Origin of the sequence: Pseudoalteromonas sp. (assembly GCF_036960685.1) — a bacterium.
Classification (GTDB): domain Bacteria; phylum Pseudomonadota; class Gammaproteobacteria; order Enterobacterales; family Alteromonadaceae; genus Pseudoalteromonas.
The window spans coordinates 36,768-58,952 of sequence record NZ_JBALXK010000002.1 but is presented as its reverse complement, the minus strand read 5'-3'; the positions used below and the strand labels follow the sequence as shown (position 1 = coordinate 58,952).

General features: G+C 40.8%; 19 protein-coding genes. 13 read left to right on the top strand and 6 right to left on the bottom strand.

All coding sequences use genetic code 11. The features are described from left to right. Positions 1-8 precede the first annotated feature (8 nt). The 6 genes from V7783_RS02420 (at position 9) to argA (ending at position 8,907) form a co-directional block, all read left to right on the top strand. Entirely contained in the window at positions 9-725 is a 717-nt protein-coding gene (locus V7783_RS02420) for a succinate dehydrogenase iron-sulfur subunit (protein ID WP_064666153.1), read from the top strand. 86 nt (positions 726-811) lie between these two features. Further along, positions 812-3,634 (top strand): 2-oxoglutarate dehydrogenase E1 component, encoded by a 2,823-nt coding sequence (locus V7783_RS02415; RefSeq protein WP_335677377.1) that lies wholly within the window; start codon positions 812-814, stop codon positions 3,632-3,634. Between the two features lie 3 nt (positions 3,635-3,637). Continuing rightward, a complete protein-coding gene (gene odhB / locus V7783_RS02410) occupies positions 3,638-5,158 on the top strand; it encodes a 2-oxoglutarate dehydrogenase complex dihydrolipoyllysine-residue succinyltransferase (protein WP_335677376.1) in 1,521 nt (506 codons plus the stop codon). Positions 5,159-5,335: 177 nt separating this feature from the next. Next, complete coding sequence (gene sucC, locus V7783_RS02405; protein ID WP_145233868.1) at positions 5,336-6,502, top strand: ADP-forming succinate--CoA ligase subunit beta; 1,167 nt, start codon at positions 5,336-5,338, stop codon at positions 6,500-6,502. Further along, a complete protein-coding gene (gene sucD, locus V7783_RS02400) occupies positions 6,502-7,374 on the top strand; it encodes a succinate--CoA ligase subunit alpha (protein WP_335677375.1) in 873 nt (290 codons plus the stop codon). Before sucC ends, sucD begins: the two co-directional genes overlap by 1 nt. 192 nt (positions 7,375-7,566) lie before the next feature. Continuing rightward, positions 7,567-8,907: an amino-acid N-acetyltransferase gene (gene argA, locus V7783_RS02395; RefSeq protein ID WP_335677374.1), complete on the top strand. Its 1,341-nt coding sequence runs from the start codon at positions 7,567-7,569 to the stop codon at positions 8,905-8,907. Positions 8,908-8,942: 35 nt separating this feature from the next. Here the strand turns inward: argA and V7783_RS02390 are convergent, their stop codons facing one another. Continuing rightward, positions 8,943-10,013, bottom strand: coding sequence for a DUF3083 family protein (locus V7783_RS02390; protein ID WP_335677373.1), 1,071 nt, complete (start codon positions 10,011-10,013; stop codon positions 8,943-8,945). A gap of 230 nt (positions 10,014-10,243) precedes the next feature. On the opposite strand from V7783_RS02390, the gene glnS reads away from it, so the two are divergent. Then, positions 10,244-11,905: a glutamine--tRNA ligase gene (gene glnS, locus V7783_RS02385; RefSeq protein WP_335677372.1), complete on the top strand. Its 1,662-nt coding sequence runs from the start codon at positions 10,244-10,246 to the stop codon at positions 11,903-11,905. Positions 11,906-12,039: 134 nt separating this feature from the next. Here the strand turns inward: glnS and fur are convergent, their stop codons facing one another. The 5 genes from fur to V7783_RS02360 all read right to left on the bottom strand — a co-directional run bounded on the left by fur (position 12,040) and on the right by V7783_RS02360 (position 14,575). Next, positions 12,040-12,480: a ferric iron uptake transcriptional regulator gene (fur, locus tag V7783_RS02380; protein ID WP_192540984.1), complete on the bottom strand. Its 441-nt coding sequence runs from the start codon at positions 12,478-12,480 to the stop codon at positions 12,040-12,042. Between the two features lie 186 nt (positions 12,481-12,666). Beyond that, entirely contained in the window at positions 12,667-13,194 is a 528-nt protein-coding gene (fldA, locus tag V7783_RS02375; RefSeq protein WP_335677371.1) for a flavodoxin FldA, read from the bottom strand. A 14-nt stretch (positions 13,195-13,208) separates the two neighbouring features. Next, positions 13,209-13,487 (bottom strand): LexA regulated protein, encoded by a 279-nt coding sequence (ybfE, locus tag V7783_RS02370; protein WP_016709654.1) that lies wholly within the window; start codon positions 13,485-13,487, stop codon positions 13,209-13,211. Positions 13,488-13,489: 2 nt separating this feature from the next. Then, the gene (locus V7783_RS02365) at positions 13,490-13,711 is read right to left on the bottom strand and encodes a DUF2788 domain-containing protein (protein ID WP_064666161.1); all 222 of its coding nucleotides are present in this window, start codon (positions 13,709-13,711) and stop codon (positions 13,490-13,492) included. Between the two features lie 99 nt (positions 13,712-13,810). Then, entirely contained in the window at positions 13,811-14,575 is a 765-nt protein-coding gene (locus tag V7783_RS02360; protein WP_335677370.1) for an alpha/beta fold hydrolase, read from the bottom strand. Positions 14,576-14,714: 139 nt separating this feature from the next. Here V7783_RS02360 and seqA point away from each other — a divergent pair, with 139 nt between their 5' ends. From seqA to V7783_RS02330, 6 genes are all read left to right on the top strand, one after another. After that, entirely contained in the window at positions 14,715-15,311 is a 597-nt protein-coding gene (seqA, locus tag V7783_RS02355; RefSeq protein ID WP_335677369.1) for a replication initiation negative regulator SeqA, read from the top strand. A gap of 10 nt (positions 15,312-15,321) precedes the next feature. Next, positions 15,322-16,959 carry a phosphoglucomutase (alpha-D-glucose-1,6-bisphosphate-dependent) gene (gene pgm, locus V7783_RS02350; RefSeq protein WP_335677368.1) on the top strand — a complete coding sequence of 546 codons (1,638 nt, stop codon included), beginning with the start codon at positions 15,322-15,324 and terminating at the stop codon, positions 16,957-16,959. A 73-nt stretch (positions 16,960-17,032) separates the two neighbouring features. Further along, complete coding sequence (astE, locus tag V7783_RS02345) at positions 17,033-18,085, top strand: succinylglutamate desuccinylase (protein ID WP_335677367.1); 1,053 nt, start codon at positions 17,033-17,035, stop codon at positions 18,083-18,085. A 260-nt stretch (positions 18,086-18,345) separates the two neighbouring features. After that, positions 18,346-19,560: a thiamine pyrophosphate-dependent dehydrogenase E1 component subunit alpha gene (locus tag V7783_RS02340; protein WP_335677366.1), complete on the top strand. Its 1,215-nt coding sequence runs from the start codon at positions 18,346-18,348 to the stop codon at positions 19,558-19,560. Beyond that, complete coding sequence (locus V7783_RS02335; RefSeq protein ID WP_335677365.1) at positions 19,560-20,537, top strand: alpha-ketoacid dehydrogenase subunit beta; 978 nt, start codon at positions 19,560-19,562, stop codon at positions 20,535-20,537. Before V7783_RS02340 ends, V7783_RS02335 begins: the two co-directional genes overlap by 1 nt. A gap of 8 nt (positions 20,538-20,545) precedes the next feature. Further along, a complete protein-coding gene (locus V7783_RS02330) occupies positions 20,546-22,138 on the top strand; it encodes a dihydrolipoyllysine-residue acetyltransferase (protein WP_335677364.1) in 1,593 nt (530 codons plus the stop codon). Positions 22,139-22,185 lie beyond the last annotated feature (47 nt).

Below are 22,185 nucleotides of genomic sequence, written 5' to 3'. Positions count from 1 at the left end.
GCGAGACGATGGCACAAGTACAATTTTCTGTTTATCGTTACAATCCAGATGTTGATAACGCCCCCCGTATGCAAGAATATACTTTGCAAACGGAAGAAGGCCACGACATGATGGTATTGGATGCACTTTTATTATTAAAAGAGCAAGATCCAACGTTATCATTTCGTCGTTCATGCCGTGAAGGTGTGTGTGGCTCTGACGGTGTTAACATGAATGGTAAAAATGGTTTAGCATGTATTACTCCTTTATCAACGCTACAAAAAGGTGGCAAAGGTAAAATCGTAATTCGTCCATTACCAGGTTTACCAGTGGTACGTGACCTTGTTATTGACATGAGTCAGTTCTACACTCAATACGAAAAAGTAAAGCCTTATCTAATTAACGATACACCTGCTGCAGGTGAGCGTCTTCAATCAATTGAAGAACGTGACAAGTTAGATGGCTTGTATGAGTGTATTCTATGTGCATGTTGTTCAACATCGTGTCCTTCGTTCTGGTGGAATCCAGACAAGTTCATCGGTCCAGCTGGTCTTCTTCATGCTTACCGTTTCTTGGCAGATAGCCGAGATACAGCAACAGAAGAGCGTTTAGCTGACTTAGACGATGCATTCAGCGTGTTCCGTTGTCACAGTATCATGAACTGTGTTAGCGTTTGTCCTAAAGGTCTTAATCCAACTAAGGCAATCGGACAAATCAAATCAATGTTAATAAACCGTTCAGTTTAATAATATTGATAAATGTAAGATGGCTAATGTAAATTAGCCATCTTGTTATAACAATTAATTTCTGCGCTAAAGAAAAGGGCTTATAAATGCACGAAGGTGTGATGAAGGCATGGCTAGAATCTTCACATTTAAACGGCGGAAACGTTGCTTATATAGAAGAGCTTTATGAAGCGTATTTAGACAATGCGACTTCTGTGCCAGAAGAATGGCGAGAAGTGTTCGAACAATTACCAAAAGTAGATGGTGTGGATGTTGAAGTAAAGCATTCAGAAGTTCGTGCACAGTTTGCGGCGCTTGCGAAAAACAAGCATAGAGAAGTAGTGGTAGCAGAGGGCAGTGGTAGCGGCGATCCTAAACAGGTCAAAGTACTGCAGCTTATTAATGCTTTCCGTTTCCGTGGTCACCAAAATGCTAACTTAGATCCATTAGGCATTTGGCAGCGTGAACGTGTTCGAGATTTAGAACTTGAATACCATGAATTATCTAAAGCTGATTTTGACCGTGAATTTAACGTGGGATCGTTTGCCGTTGGCCGCGATACCATGCCTTTAGGTGAGTTATATCAAGCACTAATGACCACATATTGTGGTTCAGTAGGTGCTGAGTATATGCACATCACATCAACTGAAGAAAAACGTTGGTTACAACAACGTTTAGAATCAGTGCAATCACGACCAACATTCAGTAAAGAAGAAAAGTTGCGTATCCTCAAAGGATTAACCGCAGCCGATGGTCTTGAAAAGTATTTAGGGGCTAAGTTCCCAGGTGCTAAGCGTTTCTCACTCGAAGGTGGTGATGCGTTAGTACCGATGCTGAAAGAGCTTATTCACCGTGCTGGCGAAAGTGGCCAACAAGAAGCGGTAATTGGTATGGCTCACCGTGGTCGCTTAAATGTTCTTGTCAATGTACTTGGTAAAAATCCATCAGAATTATTTGATGAGTTTGCTGGTAAGCATAAAGAAACATTAAGCTCTGGTGATGTTAAATACCACATGGGTTACTCTTCTGATTTTGCTACTAAAGGTGGCAAAGTTCATATGGCACTTGCCTTTAACCCATCGCATCTTGAGATTGTAAACCCTGTAGTTATGGGATCAGTGCGTGCACGTTTAGACCGTTTGGGTGACAGCTCAGGTATTAAAGCACTGCCAATTACTATCCATGGTGACTCAGCAGTCGCAGGCCAAGGTGTTGTTCAAGAAACCTTCAACTTATCGCAAACTAATGCGTTTAGTTGTGGTGGTAGTATTCGTATTGTTGTAAATAACCAAGTTGGTTTTACAACAAGCAAGCAAGACGATGTGCGCTCTACAGATTACTGTACTGACATCGCAAAAATGGTGCAATCACCAATTTTCCACGTAAATTCTGATGATCCTGAAGCGGTAGCATTTGTAACTCAAATTGCGCTTGATTTCAGAAATCAATTTAAACGTGATGTGGTTATTGACCTAGTTTGTTATCGCCGTCATGGCCATAATGAAGCGGATGAGCCGAATGCGACTCAACCGATCATGTATCAAAAAATCAAAAAACACCCAGTACCTCGTTTGATCTACGCAGATCAATTAATGGCAGAAGGGTCGTTTACTGAAGATGAAATTAAAGCACTTGCTGACGATTACCGTAATGGCCTCGATGATGGTCATTGTGTTGTTGAAGAAATTCAACCAGAAACATCACACTCATCTGATTGGGCTAAATATGTGGGCCATGAGTGGAGTGTTGATTATGATGCAAGTGTGCCAGTTGAAAAGCTAAAAGAGCTAGGTGAAAAAGTAGCTAACTACCCTGAGCAATACAAAGCGCAATCACGTGTTAAAAAGATTTACGATGACCGTAAATTAATGGCCGCAGGTGAAAAACCGCTTGACTGGGGGATGGCAGAAACACTTGCTTATGCAACAATCGCCACTGAAGGTACTGATATTCGCTTAACTGGACAAGATTCTGGCCGTGGTACATTCTTCCATCGTCATGCCGTTGTTCACAGCCAAACTGATGGTGCAACTTATACACCGTTAGAGCATTTAAGTGAAGAGCAAGGTACTTTCCAAGTATTCGATTCTGTATTATCTGAAGAAGCCGTTGTTGCGTTTGAATATGGTTATGCAACAGCAGAGCCTACATCATTGGTACTGTGGGAAGCACAATTTGGTGATTTCGCCAACGGTGCTCAAGTAGTATTTGACCAATTCTTAAGTTCAGGTGAGCAAAAGTGGGGCCGCTTGTGTGGTCTTACAATTTTATTGCCACATGGTTATGAAGGCCAAGGTCCAGAGCACAGTTCGGCACGTTTAGAGCGTTTCTTACAGCTTTGTGCTGATCACAACATGCAAGTATGTGTGCCTTCAACACCAGCTCAAGTATACGCCATGCTTCGTCGTCAATCAGTTAGACCACTACGTCGCCCACTAATAGTTATGACACCCAAATCGTTATTACGTCATCCACTTGCGACATCAACACTTGAAGAGTTATCGGAAGGTGTGTTCCATAATATGATCGACGAAATCGATGATATTGATGCAGCTAGCGTTGAACGTGTGGTTTTCTGTAGTGGTAAAGTGTACTACGAATTACTACAAGAGCGTCGTAAACTTGAACTTAACAACATTGCTATTGTGCGTGTTGAGCAATTATATCCGTTCCCTCATGATGAGATGGAAGCCATTATGGCCCGTTATCAACATGTGAAAGATTTTGTTTGGTGTCAAGAAGAGCCACAAAACCAAGGTGCTTGGTATTGTTCACAACACCACTTTGTAGAAGCAATTCCGCAAGGTGCGAAGCTTAAATATGCAGGTCGTAAAGCATCAGCTTCTCCAGCATGTGGTTACATGTCAGTGCATACTAAAGAACAACAAGCGCTAGTCGCAGACGCGCTTACTATTGAAAATAAAGGATAAGCAATGAGCACAGAAATTAAAGTTCCTGTTCTTCCTGAGTCGGTTGCTGATGCTTCCGTTGCTACATGGCATGTAAGTGTTGGCGACAAAGTAAGCCGTGATCAGAACTTAGTAGACATCGAAACAGATAAAGTTGTTTTAGAAGTTGTTGCACCAAATGACGGTGTGATCACTGAAATTTCACAAGAAGAAGGTGCAACCGTGCTTGGTGACCAAGTGATCGGTATTATTGGCGACGCTGATGCAGCTGCGCCAAGTGAAGACGCTAAGAGCGAAGCTGCACCGGCTTCTGCTAAACAAGAAAATGCGCCAGAGGCGCCATCAGCACCAGCATCAGAAGGTAAAGAAGTGGACATTAAAGTACCTGTACTTCCAGAATCAGTCGCAGACGCGACAGTAGCTACTTGGCATGTGCAACCAGGTGACGCGGTAACACGCGACCAAAACTTGGTTGATATCGAAACAGATAAAGTTGTTCTTGAAGTTGTTGCTCAAGAAGACGGTATCATGGGTGAGATTATTCACGCAGAAGGTGAGACAGTACTCGGTGATCAAGTGATCGGTAAAGTACAAGCCGGTGGTAAACCAGCATCAGCACCAGCAGCAAAAGAAGAAGCAGCACCTGCTGCAGATTCTTCTAGCGATAGTTCAGACGTGTTAACACCGTCAGTGCGTCGTTTAATTGCTGAAAAAGGCCTTGACGCTTCTAAAATCAAAGGCACTGGCAAAAATGGCCGTGTAACGAAAGAAGATGTTGATACCTTCTTAAAATCACCAGCACCAGCTGCAAAAGCAACTGAAGCAGCACCTGCGCCTATGGGTGACCGTACACAAAAACGTGTACCAATGACGCGTTTACGTAAAACCATTGCTAACCGTCTTCTTGAAGCGAAAAACTCAACGGCAATGTTAACAACATTCAACGAAGTAAACATGAAACCAATCATGGACCTTCGTAAGCAGTATCAAGAAGTGTTCGAGAAACGTCACGGTATCCGTTTAGGTTTCATGTCTTTCTACGTGAAGGCAGTAACTGAAGCGCTAAAACGCTTCCCTGATGTAAATGCTTCAATTGATGGCGATGATATCGTATACCACAACTATTTTGATATCAGCATTGCAGTTTCTACGCCGCGCGGTCTAGTAACTCCAGTACTAAAAGATTGCGATAAGCTATCTGTTGCTGAAATCGAAAAAGGTATTCGTGAACTAGCACTTAAAGGTCGTGACGGTAAGCTGACGCTTGACGATATGACCGGTGGTAACTTCACTATCACTAACGGTGGTGTGTTTGGTTCATTGTTATCAACACCTATCATCAACTTACCGCAGTCGTCTATTTTGGGTATGCATAAAATCCAAGATCGTCCAATGGCGGTAAATGGTAAAGTTGAAATTTTGCCGATGATGTATTTGGCACTATCTTATGATCATCGCCAAATCGATGGTAAAGAATCTGTTGGCTTCTTAGTAACAATTAAAGAGTTACTTGAAGATCCAACTCGCTTATTACTAGATGTTTAATCTAGTTGTATAAAATCTAAGCTGTGAGTTACATTCACAGCTTTTTTTTTGCGTCTATTAGTCTAACTGGGGTTTTCATGTTAAGCCTTGGGATCTATACTAGTTGCGCAATTTGGGATAGCTGTCTGTTAATCGAAATAGTCAGCTCTTTTAGTATAAAAAATTGGATAAAGCATCATGAATTTGCATGAGTATCAGGCAAAACAACTTTTTGCCGAATATGGTTTACCAGTTTCTCAAGGTTTCGCGTGCGATACACCTGAAGAAGCTGCAGCAGCTGCTGAGAAAATCGGCGGTGATATGTGGGTTGTTAAAACTCAGGTTCACGCAGGTGGACGTGGTAAAGCTGGCGGTGTAAAGCTAGTTAAAACTATCGACGAAGTTAAAGCGTTTGCAGCTAACTGGTTAGGTAAAAACCTAGTTACTTACCAAACAGACGAGAATGGTCAGCCAGTAGCTAAAATTTTAGTTGAAAGCTGTACTGATATCGCCAACGAATTGTACCTAGGTGCAGTTGTTGACCGTGCATCTCGCAAAGTTGTTTTCATGGCGTCTACTGAAGGCGGTGTTGAAATTGAAACTGTTGCTGAAGAAACACCAGAGCTTATCCACAAAGCTGAGATCGACCCGTTAGTTGGTCCTCAAGCTTACCAAGCACGTGAACTAGGTTTCAAATTGGGTCTTAACCCAGTGCAAATGAAACAGTTCGTACAGATCTTCATGGGTCTTGGTAAAATGTTCACTGATTTCGATTTCGCACTTTTAGAAATCAACCCGCTTGTAATCACAGACGAAGGTAACCTTCACTGTCTTGACGGCAAAATCGGTATTGATGGTAATGCACTTTACCGTCAACCTAAAATGCGTGATTTCCACGATCCATCTCAAGAAGATGCACGTGAAGCACATGCAGCAAGCTTTGAGCTTAACTACGTTGCATTAGACGGTAACGTTGGTTGTATGGTTAATGGTGCCGGCCTAGCAATGGGTACAATGGACATCGTAAACCTACATGGTGGCAAGCCAGCTAACTTCTTAGATGTTGGTGGCGGCGCGACTAAAGAGCGTGTATCTGAAGCATTCAAAATCATTCTTTCAGATGACAACGTTAAAGCTGTTTTAGTTAACATCTTTGGTGGTATCGTTCGTTGTGACATGATCGCTGAAGGCATCATTGGTGCAGTTAAAGAAGTTGGCGTAAACGTACCAGTAGTTGTACGTTTAGAAGGTACTAACGCTGAACTAGGTCGTGAAGTTCTTAAGAACTCTGGTCTAGATATCATTGCTGCTGAATCACTAACAGACGCGGCTGAAAAAGTTGTTGCTGCTGCGGAGGGCAAATAATGTCTGTATTAATCAATAAAGATACAAAAGTTATCTGTCAAGGTTTCACTGGTGGCCAAGGTACTTTCCACTCTGAGCAAGCGCTTGAGTACGGTACACAAATGGTTGGTGGTGTAAGCCCAGGTAAAGGCGGTCAAACGCACCTTGGTCTTCCAGTATTTAACACTGTACGTGATGCTGTAGAAGCAACTGGCGCGACTGCATCAGTTATCTACGTACCTGCACCTTTTTGTAAAGATGCAATCCTAGAAGCAATCGATGCTGGCATTGAGCTAATCGTTTGTATCACTGAAGGTATCCCAACGCTTGATATGGTTGACGTTAAAGTTAAGCTTGACGCAACGGGTACTCGCATGATCGGTCCTAACTGCCCAGGTGTTATCACTCCTGGTGAGACTAAGATTGGTATCATGCCTGGTCACATCCACAAGCCTGGTAAAGTAGGTATTGTTTCACGCTCTGGTACTTTAACGTACGAAGCAGTTAAACAAACTACAGATGCTGGTTTTGGTCAGTCTACGTGTGTTGGTATTGGTGGCGACCCAATTCCTGGTACTAACTTTATCGACGTTCTAGAAATGTTCGAAAAAGATCCACAAACTGAAGCAATCGTAATGATTGGTGAAATCGGTGGTACTGCAGAAGAAGAAGCTGCAGAGTACATCAAAGCAAACGTTACTAAACCTGTTGTTTCTTACATTGCTGGTGTTACTGCACCAGAAGGTAAGCGTATGGGTCACGCTGGCGCAATCATCGCTGGTGGTAAAGGTACTGCTGATGAGAAATTTGCTGCATTAGAAGCTGCGGGCGTAAAAACTGTACGTTCACTAGCTGATATCGGTAAAGCACTTAAAGAGAAAACAGGCTGGTAAGCAGTTCTTTCTTTTTAAAAAGGCTCGCTAATGCGGGCCTTTTTTGTTTCTCAATTTCCTAGTATGGCAATTTAGTATTTTATTTGCATGTGCGAATAATAATGCTTTATTTGTGAATTTAAATTCTTTAAACTGGTGCATTGTTCATTCGTATTTCTTAAAAATATTCGAATTCTAAAAGGTAATAATGACGTGCGTACCACAGAGTTGGTAGACGGTTTTCGCCAGTCTACTCCTTATGTTAATGCCCATAGAGGTAAAACTTTCGTTGTAATGCTTGGTGGTGAAGCGATTGACCAACCAGGTTGTCGCAGTATTATTAACGATGTTGCTTTGCTAACGAGTCTTGGTATAAAGATAGTTTTAGTCTTTGGTGCGCGACCACAATTTAATGCTGCCTTAGATGATGTTGGCATAACTAGTCACTTTCATAATGCTATTAGAGTTACTGATAACGCGACATTTGATGTCATAAAAAAAGTTGCCGGTGCTATGCAGTTTGATATAACTGCGCGTTTGTCCACGTCATTGAGCAGTACCCCTATGTCCGGCTCATTTTTAAATGTGGTCAGTGGCAACTTTGTTATTGCTCAACCGTTAGGCGTAGACGAGGGGATTGACCACCATCATTCCGGCCGCGTTAGACGTATCGACGTGGATGGCATCCGTCATCAGCTAAATAACAACAGCATTGTATTATTAGGGCCCATCGCTGCATCGGTAACGGGTGAAAGTTTTAACTTAACAGCAGAAGAAATAGCTACGCAAGTCGCGCTTAAATTAAAAGCAGATAAAATGCTAGGTTTTAGTCAAGATGCCGGTATTTTAGATGAAAATGGCGAAGCCATTGCAGAGCTCATGCCAAATGAAGCAGAGCGACTATTAACGCATTATAAAACGCATACTTCTTCATGCTCAAGTGCGCCCGTTTTCTTACAAGCCGCTATTGATGCTTGTCGTGGCGGTGTGCATCGCTGTCATTTAGTTAGCTATAAAGAAGATGGCGCCTTACTACAAGAGCTATTTTCTTTAGATGGGATTGGCACTCAAATTGCGCCACAAAGTTCTGAGCAACTGCGCAGCGCAACAATTTCTGACATTACTGGTATTATTAATTTACTTAGACCGCTTGAAGAGCAAGGTTATTTAGTGCGCCGCTCAAGAGAGCAATTAGAAATAGAAATTGAACAATTCACAGTGATAGAGCGTGATGGGTTGATCATCGCCTGTGCAGCCCTGTATCCATATGAAGAAGAGCAAGTTGGGGAGTTTGCGAGCTTGGCTGTGCACCCACAATATCGCGATGCTGATAGAGGAAGTTATTTATTACGCTTTATTATTAATAAAGCTAAAAGTGTTGGTTACAGTGCATTATTTGCTTTGACAACACGCAGCATCCATTGGTTTTTAGAGCAAAGTTTCGAGTCTGCCACAGTGGATGATTTACCCGCGAAGAAAAAAGCGCTCTACAATTATGAACGACGCTCAAAAGTGTTACGCTTAGATTTAACTAAATTAACAAAAAATCGTTAATCTAAAGGTGACACTGAGTGTCACCTTTTATTGCTTTAGTATTGATAGTTTATGTGCTGGAAGAAACGCACCAATAGTTCTTGGCGGGTTGGGTTGAAAGCTAACTCATCAGTCACTTTATTGATAGCGCTGTGAACGTTATTCATGAACTTACCAAATCCCATATCATGTTCATCTATTTTGCCTGCAGCAATGACAAAATGAATCATATCGACAAGTTTGTCACCTTGCCAAGCATACTCCATTTGTACAGCGTGATCATCACAGTTAAATGTCAGTTTATGAAGTTCACTGTTGCTAGCTACTTTGTCTATCATGCTGTTTCGAACGATAGGTCGACTATCATCCGCGATCATCGCACCACGCGTAATATCTCGATTGATACAAGCACGTTGAAACGCATCAAATAAATAACAATAGAATTGATCGTAGTGTTTATCATTGAGCATCGCTTGGAACTGGGTTTTTATTTCTCGCGTTACAGGGATAGAAAACGTTACATAGGTCATATCGTTATATTGCTCAGGCAATTGACAATGACGTGATTGATAACGTGGGTAGATACTGCGTAATTTATAGCCGTAACTTTCTTTATTACCTTTTGCCTTAGCAAATAAATCATAGGTTAAATGTTGATGATCACGAATTTTCAGCTGTGCTTCGCCACTGAGTAAATGTTCTTGCAGCGATGAAATTGCTTTTTGTACTCGGCTATGAAAATGTGCGGCATTACTGCGTAAATCATCCCCAGTTGCTAAAAATAAAAAGCGGATTTTGTCGCATCGATTATTACTGTCAGCATAAAGGCTGTGGCTTTCATGGTATTTAGGGTTGTAAAAAAACAGCATTTGCTTTGGTGTTTGCAAACAGTAGGGCTCATCATGATAGCGAACCACAGGTAATTTATCATTTGCCAAAATCTGCACATTATGAAGCTCATATTCATCACAAAATGAGAAAAGTTCACGGGCTATACGGTTATAACAATTAATATAATCATTAAATTGCAAGTAAAACTCATCACTTGGTTTAAATTCTACCAGTAAGTAGTGATTTGCTCGTGCATTACTTGCGATATAAACGCGATGTTGCTTACTTGATGCCATTATCTTCCCTTATTTACTAAATTACATTGGTTGGCACTATAAGTGGATTCTATGAATGTTTTATTGCGTTAACACAGAGTTTTTATGTATATGAGCAAGTTAAATTTTGCACTTGAGTATAATAAATTAATATCTTTAATAAACTGGCATCTATTGCTGTATGTTAAGGTTTGTTTTTGTAATAATGACTTAGTTTTGTCACCATGCACTATTGTGAGGATTGTACTCCTATGGCGGAAATTGAGAATCGCCCAAGTAACTTTATAAGAACCCGTATTGATGAAGATTTAGCATCAGGTAAACATGCGTCAACACATACTCGTTTTCCACCTGAGCCAAATGGTTTTTTACATATTGGTCATGCTAAATCAATTTGTTTAAATTTTGGTATAGCGCAAGACTACAGTGGCCAATGTAATTTACGTTTTGATGATACTAACCCTGAAAAAGAAGATATTAACTACGTTAATTCAATCAAAGAAGATGTTCAGTGGTTAGGTTTCAACTGGGATGGTGAAATAAAGTATTCGTCAAATTATTTTGATACTTTGTATGACTATGCGGTAGAGCTTATCAATAAAGGCTTAGCCTATGTTTGCTTTTTAACGGCTGATCAAGCGCGTGAATATCGCGGCACGTTAAAAGAGCCAGGTAAAAATAGTCCAACACGTGATACCAGTCCTTCAGAAAACTTAGCACTATTTGAAAAAATGCGTGCGGGTGAATTTAAAGAAGGTGAGTGTGTACTGCGTGCTAAAATAGATATGGCCAGCTCATTTATGGTGCTGCGCGATCCTATTATTTATCGTGTTCGATTTGCACACCATCATCAGACCGGTGATAAATGGTGCATCTACCCAATGTATGACTTCACCCACTGTATCTCAGATGCGCTAGAAGGCATTACCCATTCATTGTGTACACTTGAGTTTCAAGATAACCGCCGTTTATACGATTGGGTATTAGATAACATCAGCCTTGAATGTCATCCACAACAAATTGAGTTTTCACGTTTAAACCTTGAATACACAATTATGTCTAAGCGAAAGTTGAACGACTTAGTGGTCAATGGCCATGTTGAAGGTTGGGATGATCCACGTATGCCAACGATTGCGGGTTTACGTCGTCGTGGTTATACACCAGCATCAATCCGAGAGTTTTGTGCTCGTATCGGTGTAACCAAACAAGAAAACATGGTTGAGATGGGCATGCTTGAAGCGTGTATCCGTGAAGACTTAAACGAACATGCACCACGTGCGATGGCTGTGCTAGATCCTGTTAAAGTGATCATTGAAAACTATGATGCCCAGACAGTTGAAACATTATCGGTTGCAAACCACCCGAATGATGAAAGCATGGGTCGTCGTGATGTACCGTTCACCCGTGAAATTTATATTGAACGTGAAGATTTCAAAGAAGAAGCTAATAACAAGTTTAAACGTTTAGTGCTTGATAAAGAAGTACGTTTACGTGGTGCTTATGTTATTAAAGCGGATCGTGTTGAAAAAGACGAAAATGGTGAGATCACAACAATCTTCTGTAGTTATGATCCAGAGACTTTGGGTAAAAATCCAAGTGATGGTCGAAAAGTGAAGGGCGTTATCCATTGGGTTTCAGCGAGTGAGTCAATTACTGCTGAAGTGCGTTTATATGATCGTCTATTTAACGTACCAAATCCAGCTGCCGCGGAAGAGTTTTCGTCAACGTTAAATCCAGATTCACTTGTTGTACTAAGCAACGCGAAACTTGAGCCTGCACTTGCTAATTCAGCACCGGCACAAGGGTTTCAATTTGAACGTACTGGTTATTTTAGCCGTGATACTAAGTCTGAAAAAGTAGTGTTTAACCAAACCGTTGGTTTACGCGACTCATGGACTAAAACACAGCAATAGTCTGTTATACCAATCGACTTAACACGATTGGTATTATCCCTTCACTGAAGGCGCGGGGATAAAAGCAACAGACACAAAAAAACCTGCATAAAGCAGGTTTTTTTATTTCATTTTAGCGAAGAAATAAAACGAAATTATTGGCTATCAGCAAATGCTTTACATGCAGCAGTGTCAGTACACTCACCATACAAGTAAAGCGAGTGATTGGTTAATTTGATACCATTTTCTTCTGAAATTTCAACTTGACGACGTTCAATCATCTCATCTTCAAATTCAACTACTTTACCGCATTTTAAACAAACAAGGTGGTCATGGTGTGTGCTACCTGAAAGTTCAAACACTGATTTACCACCTTCAAAATGATGACGGCTAACAATACCAGCATCATCAAATTGGTTAAGTACGCGGTACACTGTAGCTAGACCAATCTCTTCACCTAGGTCCAAAAGAATTTTATAAACATCTTCAGCGCTGATGTGTTGGTTATCTGGAGATTGTAAAATCTCTAAAATTTTAATACGCGGCAGAGTTACTTTTAAGCCGGCTTTTTTTAATTCCAAGTTATGATCAGTCATTAAATCTGTCTCAATTATATTTGGTTATACTAGACACCTTACAAAGATGTACACGACACATTAGCAAAGATAAGAATAACGCGCCTAGTCATTAAGTGCAAAGATCAATTGCTAGAATTACTTATAAAAAGTGAAATAGTAAATCGAACGTCACTATTTTATCCAATTACTAGCAATAAAGTGTATTTAATCAGCAAGTTCGCTTAAGCACATTTCTTCATAAACTTGTGCAGACCATGCTTTTACACGTTGTTCAGTCAGCTCTGGTTGACGGTCTTCGTCAATACCTAAACCAACAAAATGGTTGTCATCAGCCATGCCTTTAGATGCTTCAAAGTCGTAGCTTTCTGTTGGCCAGTGACCCACAACAATTGCGCCGCGCTCGGTAACGATGTCGTTGATCATACCCATCGCATCAAGGAAATATTCAGCATAATCTTCTTGATCGCCACAGCCAAAGATAGCAACCAGTTTGCCATCAAAATCAACTTCTTCTAATTCAGGGAAAAAGTCATCCCAATCACATTGCGCTTCGCCATAATACCAAGTAGGGATACCAAATAAGATCAAATCAAATTCAGCGATCTCTTCTTTAGAGCTTTTAGCAATATCGTGCACAGCAACAAGCTTTTTACCCAATTCTTTTTGGATCATTTTAGCTACGTGCTCTGTGTTACCTGTGTCACTTCCGAAAAAAATACCTACACTTGCCATGGATTTAAAACCTTTTATCTATCAATAGCCAATCTTTCTTGTAAAATAGTTTCAATCAGCGCACTACGGCTAATATTTTGTGCATCGGCCATATCGCTTAACGCTTGATACAACTGCGATGAAACTTTAAATTCGACACGTTTTAAACCACGTGCTTTATCTCTTTTTATTTGATTACGTTTATTTACCTTTAACTGAACCTCCCTCGGAAGGGGATTCGTTTTTGGTCTGCCGGGGCGTTTTTCGTATTCAAATAAATCGAGTGTTGTTCTATCTGTTTCAGACTTAGCCATGGTTAACCCACACCCGCACCTTGCCAAAACACTTGAATAAGCCCTTTAGCGATAAAACCAGAACACCCTAAAAATAGCACAAGCCATACTATATAGCGGCCAAACTTAGGTACATTACCTCTTTTAAGTACGTCTTGAATAGCCATACCAATAAAAAAGAACACACCGGCTAAGCCAAAATACAACCCAAGGGTATCAAATTCGTTAATTAACTGACTGACCATCAACGTATAACCTTTAAATTAAACGGCGCGTACTATAGCATATAAAATCGCAATAATTTAGTGCGCTTAGTCAAAAATACATGATTAAATTTGGCTTTATCAAGCCATTAAAAAATCATTGATAGACTTATTCACGGCTTGTGGTTTCTGTGCATGTAACCAGTGACCAGCTCCATGAATAATTTTTGCTTTTGCATTACTAAATTGCGCCATTATTGCACCGCGGTATTCAGGCAATATATAGTCAGAATCGTTCCCTTTGATAAATAAAGTATCGCATAAACAAGAATCATTTGCTTTAATATTTGTTAGGATATTACTATATTTTTCACTCAGTGCCGCTAAATTAAAGCGCCATTGTAATTGGCCTTGGTCATTTTTAGCATAACTTTTTAATAAAAACTGACGTACACCAAGCTCAGGAATAAGCTGCTGCATCAATTGGTCAGCTTGTTTACGGTCATTAACTGCGTGCTGTTCAACGAGTTTTAAAGCCGCAATAATATCATCGTGTCGACTTTGGTACGCCACCGGTGCGATATCTAAAACAACTAGTTTGTTAACTAATTCAGGGCTTGAATGCGCAATTTGCATGGCTACTTTGCCACCCATTGAATGACCAACTATGTGTGCTTTGCTTATATTTAAATGCACCATCAAATTTAGCACATCATCCGCCATTACAGGGTAATCCATTATTTCGCTGTGTGGTGAACGGCCATGGTTACGTAAATCAATATTGGTTACTGTAAAATTTTCTGCTAATGAGTTAGCGATAACATTTAAATTTTCCAGTGAACCAAATAAGCCATGGATCAAAATTACATCTGGCCCTTGGCCTAGTTGTTTGTAATTTAACAGCATCACAGTTTCCAAAATATCTCTAAAAAAGTGTGCCTAGTTTGCCTAGTGAAATAACAAATTGCAAAACATAGAGAATTAAATCAGCTTTGGGTATAATCAAGTGAGAAAAAAGAATGTGACCCGTAACGACAGGAATAACATGAAAAAAATTGACATAGACGACGAGTTATATCAATACATTGCAAGTAATACACAAAGTATAGGCGAAAGCGCTTCAACTATTTTACGTCGTTTGTTAAATATTCACGACGAGAATGATTTAGTCGTGCCAGAAAAACCAGTGCTTGCTGATATGCCAGCGAGCAAAGATGCGGCTGTTGCAACTGCTCAGTCATCTGAAACGACATTAGATGTTGAGGATAAAAAGCCAGCCCCAGTCACACAATTGACACAACAGCATGCGAATGTTTTTAATATACTCAATAAAGAAGAGTTAGCGATGCAAAAAGGGGTGGTTGGCCGCTTTTTGTTTATCCTCTCTGCTTTACACAGAACACATAAAACTGATTTTTCAGCAGTACTGGATGTGCAAGGTCGTGATCGTGTTTACTTTGCGACTAGTAAAGAAGCACTCGTTAACAGTGGTAGTAGTATGAATCCAAAAAATATCACTGACAGTGAATATTGGGTAATGACTAATTCAAACACCACCCGTAAGAAAATGATGTTGCATGAAGTGGCGCTTGGCTTAGGCTATAGCGCTGAACAAGCTGAAAAAATTCGAGACTACTTATAAAGGAAGTGTAATGGCGATTCATTCCGGTGCAGGGAAACTTGCAACACAATCAGATTTAGTAAATGTACCAAAATTAGTGTCGGCTTATTACTTAAATGAGCCTGATTTAGAACAAAATCCTGAACATTGTGTTGCCTTTGGTACCTCAGGACATCGAGGTTGTTCGTATGATGTGAAATTCAATGAATCACATATTCTCGCCATTACCCAAGCAATTTGTGACTACCGTAAACAAAATAATATTTTTGGTCCGCTTTATTTAGGCAAAGATACTCATGCCTTAAGTGAAGCTGCCTATAACTCAGCGATTGAAGTTTTAGTTGCAAACGAAGTACAAGTGATCACTCAAGAAAATGATGACTTTACACCAACACCTGTAATTAGCCACGCCGTTGTTTGTCATAACAAATTGCATCCGCATGAATTAGCGGACGGTATTGTTGTTACTCCTTCGCATAATCCACCAGAAGACGGCGGCTTTAAATATAACCCACCTAATGGCGGCCCAGCTGATACCGATGTAACTAAATGGATAGAAGATAGAGCAAATCAATTACTACTTGAAGATTTAGTTGAAGTTGAGTTGTTTCCGTTTGCTAAAGCATCACGTTCTGGTTTTATTAAATACCAAGATTTAATGACCCCATACATTGAAGACTTAATTAATGTGGTTGATGTTGCGGCTATTAGTAAAGCAAATATTAAAATTGGTATTGATCCACTGGGTGGCTCAGGAATCAACTTTTGGCCCGTTATTGCAAAGAAATTCAATTTAGACTTAACAGTCGTAAATGAACAAGTTGATCCGCGTTTTGCATTTATGCCGCTTGATAAAGACGGTAAAATCCGTATGGATTGCTCGTCTCCCTATGCAATGGCAAATCTCATTGCCCTAAAAGATGATTTTGATCTTGGCATTGGTAACGACCCCGATTATGACCGTCACGGTATTGTTACTCCTGATGGTTTAATGAACCCGAATCACTTTTTAGCTGTTGCTATTGATTACTTATTAAATCATCGTAATTGGTCTGCTGACGTACAAATCGGAAAAACGCTGGTATCAAGTGCGATGATTGACCGCGTTGTTGCGCGCAATAAACGGCAAGTACAAGAAGTGCCTGTTGGCTTCAAATGGTTTGTTGAAGGCTTGAGCACGGGAACGCTTGCGTTTGGCGGAGAAGAAAGTGCAGGGGCCTCATTCCTGCGTTTTGACGGAACCGTGTGGAATACCGATAAAGACGGCTTTATTATGGGCTTATTAGCAGCTGAAATTCTAGCTGTGACAGGTAAAACACCTTCCGCACTTTATAAAGAGCTTGAACAAGAATTTGGCGCGCCTTTATATAAACGTATCGATGCGCCAGCAAGTGCTGCTCAAAAAGATCGCCTAAAAGCCCTTAGTGCCAAAGACGTTACTGCTGATACGTTAGCCGGTGAGCCAATTTTACAAAAGCTTACTCATGCACCAGGTAATAACGCAGCAATTGGTGGCTTAAAAGTGGTCACTGAAAATGGCTGGTTTGCAGCGCGTCCATCAGGGACTGAAGATATTTATAAAATCTACCTTGAGTCTTTCAAAGGTGCAGAGCATTTAGCATTACTTGAAAAAGAAGCGAAAAAATTAGTTGATTCAGTGATCAGCTAATCATCAAAGTGTTAAAGAAACGGCTGACTTGATCAGCCGTTTTTGTATTTACTCCACACAAAAAGGCGATTCAATGTCAGCCACAACAAATTATATCAATGAGTTAAAACAAACTGGTGACTTTTTAACCCTCAGTCGTGCTAACGAATGGCACTTAGATGCCAGTGAGTTTATGTTAGCCAACGGTACAAAAGTAAATGTTCATGATACTGGCGTTATAGAGTTTCAACCACAAGTGCACAGCAGCAAAGATATTGTGCTATCCAGTGCCATCCATGGTAATGAAACCGCACCTATCGAGATTTGCGATCAATTAATTAAACAAGTTCTGCTTGGTCAATTACAGTTGGCGCAGCGCGTACTGTTTATTTTTGGTAACCCGCAGTCGATTAATATCGGTAAACGATTTGTCACAGAAAACCTGAACCGCTTGTTTAACGGCCACCATAGCGTAGACGGCATTGCAATGAACAATGAACGCCATCGTGCTAAAAAGTTAGAAGATTATGTAAGTGACTTTTTTACTCGAGGCGGAGCAGAGCGTGCGCGTTGTCATTATGATTTACATACTGCTATTCGTGGCTCTAAAAATGACAAATTTGCTGTTTATCCATTTTTACACGGTAAACCATGGAAAAAATCACAGCTGCAATTTTTATTGAGCTGTGGTGTAAATACAGTTTTGATGATGAAATCTGCGGCAACAACATTTAGTTATTATTCATCATTCATCCATAATGCAGACTCTTTTACTGTGGAGCTTGGCCAAGTAAAGCCATTTGGTGAAAATGACATGAGCCGCTTTGCTAAAACGCGCGACACGCTTACTGCATTAATTAGCCAAAAAGAAGTTTCATACAAAGAATTTAATGCAAGTGACTTTGAGTTATTCTCTGTGCATCGTTCAATTAATCGTACAGCACAAAATTTTTCTTTTCCTTTTGCTGATGATGCAGAGAATTTTACGGGCTTTAGTAAGGGAGAGTTACTCGCAACGGATGGCGAAACACATTATTACGCCGATGTAGAGGGAGAGGCAATTATATTTCCCAATGCAGATGTTGCTTTAGGTCAGCGAGCGTTATTAACCGTAATTCCGCTGCAATTAACAGATAATATTATTTAAATTAGCGTTAAAAAATCTTACCTAAGTTGTTAACTATATGATTGTATATGTTTTATATTTTTGTATAGTTAACTTTCCAGTCCCTCTCTCGCCAATTCAATTTGTTTCGTCTATGCTTAGTTGAATAACACCTTACGTTAACGTAAAGTGTCGACAGGTTTAATTTAAATACAGTGTAATTTCTGCAAACTTTAACCAGCAGAATTCATCCAATAATAACAAGCGATTTGCACTGTGTTGACAACAAAAGAAGGTAGGTTATGAGTAATCCAAATAACGTATCGCTGAATATCAGTCACGATCTTGAATTTATTGACGGTCATGCCTTGAATATTCCGACCTTGAGTATTTTAAACGAGGATGGCGATATCCACGACGGTGCAACAGCCCCTGATATTGACGAAAGCACAGCGCTGCGATTATACGAAACAATGCGATTTATTCGTGCGCTTGATGAGCGTATGCAAGCCGCGCAACGCCAAGGGCGTGTCAGTTTTTATATGCAGTGTTTGGGTGAAGAAGCCGCGGTAACTGCATCAGCGGCAGCCCTTGATCAAGATGATATGATCATGGCCCAATACCGTGAGCAGGCAGCATTGCATTATCGTGGATTTACCCTTGATCAGTTTATGAATCAAATGTTTTCAAATGAACTCGATTTAGGTAAAGGTCGCCAGATGCCAATCCATTATGGTAGTGCGGCGCTTAATTATATGACTATTTCTTCTCCGCTTGGTACGCAAATTCCGCAAGCGACAGGTTATGCCTACGGTCAAAAAATTAAGCATATTGATGCCAAAACGGGTGAGCTAAATTCGGCCATTGATAACATCACTATTTGTTATTTTGGTGAAGGTGCTGCATCGGAAGGTGACTTTCATGCGGGTTTAAATATGGCTGCGGTACATAAGTCTCCGGTTATCTTTTTTGCTCGTAATAATGGTTATGCAATTTCAACGCCTGCAGATGAACAGTTTAAAGGGGACGGTATTGCTTGTCGCGGTGTCGGCTATGGTATTAAAACAATTCGTGTGGATGGTGCTGATGCATTGGCTGTCTATGCAGCAACCAAAAAAGCACGCGAGATAGCCACAACTACCGGCGAGCCAATTTTAATTGAATCAATAGCTTATCGCTTAGGCGCGCATTCAACTTCAGATGATCCAAGCGGTTATCGTTCTAAAGATGAAGAAGCGAATTACCAAGCATGCCCAATTGAACGTTTTCGTAAATGGTTAGTGAAACAAAACTGGCTCAATGAAGAAGAAGACGTGAAAGCGAAAGAAAGCATCCGTGAAGACATTCTTGCGGCATTAAAACGCGCTGAAGTGATTGCAAAACCGGCATTAGAAGAGTTGATATCGGATGTATATGATACGCCGATCCCTTCTTTACAACGTCAATATGAGCAATTAAAAACCCATATCAAGCAACACCCAGATGCTTACCCAATCACAGCAGGGAGAATTAAGTAATGGCTAAAATGAATATGTTACATGCAATTAATTCAGCCCTTGATATTACTATGGCTGAGCACCCACAAGCGTGTATTTTTGGCGAAGATGTGGGTTTTTTTGGTGGGGTATTTCGTGCCACATCAGGCTTACAAGAAAAATACGGCCAGCATCGGGTGTTTAATACACCGCTTACTGAGCAAGGTATTATGGGCTTTGCCAATGGCTTAGCTGCGTTTGGTGCACCAGCACTTGCTGAAATTCAATTTGCTGATTATATTTTTCCTGCGTTTGATCAAATAGTGAATGAATCAGCCAAGTTCCGCTATCGTAGTGGTAATGAGTTTAATGTTGGTAACTTGACTATTCGTACTCCTTACGGTGGCGGTATTGCCGGTGGTTTATATCATTCTCAATCACCAGAAGCGTATTTTGCGCATACACCAGGACTTAAAATTGTTGTCCCGCGTAACCCGTATCAAGCAAAAGGCTTATTACGTGCAGCGATAAAAGATGATAACCCAGTTATCTTCTTTGAGCCGAAACGTCTATATCGTGCCTCTACAGGTGAAGTACCTGAAGAAGATTACAGTATCGAACTGGGTAAAGCTGAAGTTGTTATAGAAGGTACAGATGTGACACTGCTCGCGTGGGGCGCTCAGATGGAAATCATCGAAGATGCTGCAAAACGCGCCAGTGAGCAGGGTATCAGCTGCGAAGTGATAGACTTGCGCAGTATATTACCGTGGGATATGGACACAATTGCCAAATCTGTAACCAAGACAGGCCGCTTAATTGTCAGTCACGAAGCGCCAATTACGAACGGGTTTGGTGCAGAAATTGCGGCGACAATTCAGCAAGAATGTTTCTTGCATTTAGAATCACCTATTTTACGCGTCTGCGGCTTAGATACTCCGTATCCACTAGCACTTGAAAAAGAATATGTACCGGATGCATTAAAAGTACTTGCTGCAATTAAGCAATCGGTCGAATTTTAGGAGTTATCATGGCAAAAGATTTTATTTTACCGGATATCGGTGAAGGCATTGTTGAATGCGAAGTGGTTGAATGGCTGGTAGCCGAAGGTGACAAGGTTACTGAAGATCAACCTATTTGTGATGTAATGACTGATAAAGCGCTAGTGCAAATTCCCGCGGTACATGATGGTGTGATCAGCAAGCTATATTACGGCAAAGGCGATATTGCTTTAGTGCATGCGCCGCTTTTTGCAATGGATGTGGCTGGTGAGACGAGCGCTGAGCCAGAACAACAAGCAGCCCCTAGTGAAACTGCAACTACCAGCGACAGTACAGAGCAACTCGAAGACTTTATTTTACCAGATATCGGTGAAGGCATTGTCGAGTGTGAAATTGTTGAATGGCTAGTTAGTGAAGGCGATGTTATAGAAGAAGATCAGGCTGTTTGTGATGTAATGACAGATAAAGCCTTGGTGCAAATTCCCGCCAAATATACAGGCACTGTGGTCAAGCTTTATTATGCAAAAGGGGAGGTGGCTCAAGTACACAGTCCACTTTTTAAAATGTCGATTGCAGGTACTCATTCAGCTAAAGTTGATGTCAGTGATGCGCTTGTTAAAGCACAAACAAAAGCCGTAGAGCCTAAAGCTGCAGCCACTGAGCTAAAGGTTTGCGCCACCAACAATCAACAAGTGGCAGCACAAGTTAATCAAAAAGCAGTCGCTTCACCTGCTGTTCGACGCAAGGCGCGAGAACTTGATGTTGACTTAACCACCGTTCCAGGCACTGGTAAAAATGGTCGTATTTATAAAGAAGACATTGAACGCTTTGTAAAAGGTGAAGTGCCAAACAGTATCGATACCTCGCCATTGCAAGTTAACACTGATGTTGCAAAGACCGCTAATTCTACCGCAAGTGACACACGAGTTGAGCCAATCAAAGGCATTAAAGCTGCGATGGCTAAGCAAATGGTTGCCTCTGTTAGTACTATTCCACATTTTACATTTTGTGACGAAATTGATTTAACTGCGCTTATTGCCCTACGTACTGAATTGAAAGAGCAGTATAAGCAACAAGGCGTTAAGTTAACCATGATGCCATTTTTCATCAAGGCCTTATCGCTTGCGATGAAAGAGTTTCCGGTATTAAATTCAAAAGTAAATGATGAGTGTACTGAGCTTACTTATTTTGCTGATCACAATATTGGTATGGCAGTCGATTCAAAAATCGGCTTGTTAGTGCCTAATATCAAACAATGCCAACTGAAAAGTATTGTTGATGTTGCCAATGAAGTAACGCGACTAACGGATGCTGCAAGAGAAGGGCGCGTATCACCTGATGACTTAAAAGCCGGCACTATTAGTATTTCTAATATTGGCGCAATTGGTGGCACCATCGCAACGCCGATCATCAATAAGCCAGAAGTGGCAATTGTTGCCTTAGGTAAGTTACAGCATTTACCTCGCTTTGATGAGCAAGGTCAGGTTGTGAGTAAAGCTATTATGCAAGTTAGTTGGTCTGGTGATCATCGAGTGATTGATGGCGGCACGATTGCACGTTTTAACAACTTGTGGAAATCTTACTTAGAAAACCCAGCCAAAATGATGATGGCAATGAGTTAACTTTAGACGTTTCCTATTTTAAAACCAGCTTAATGCTGGTTTTTTGT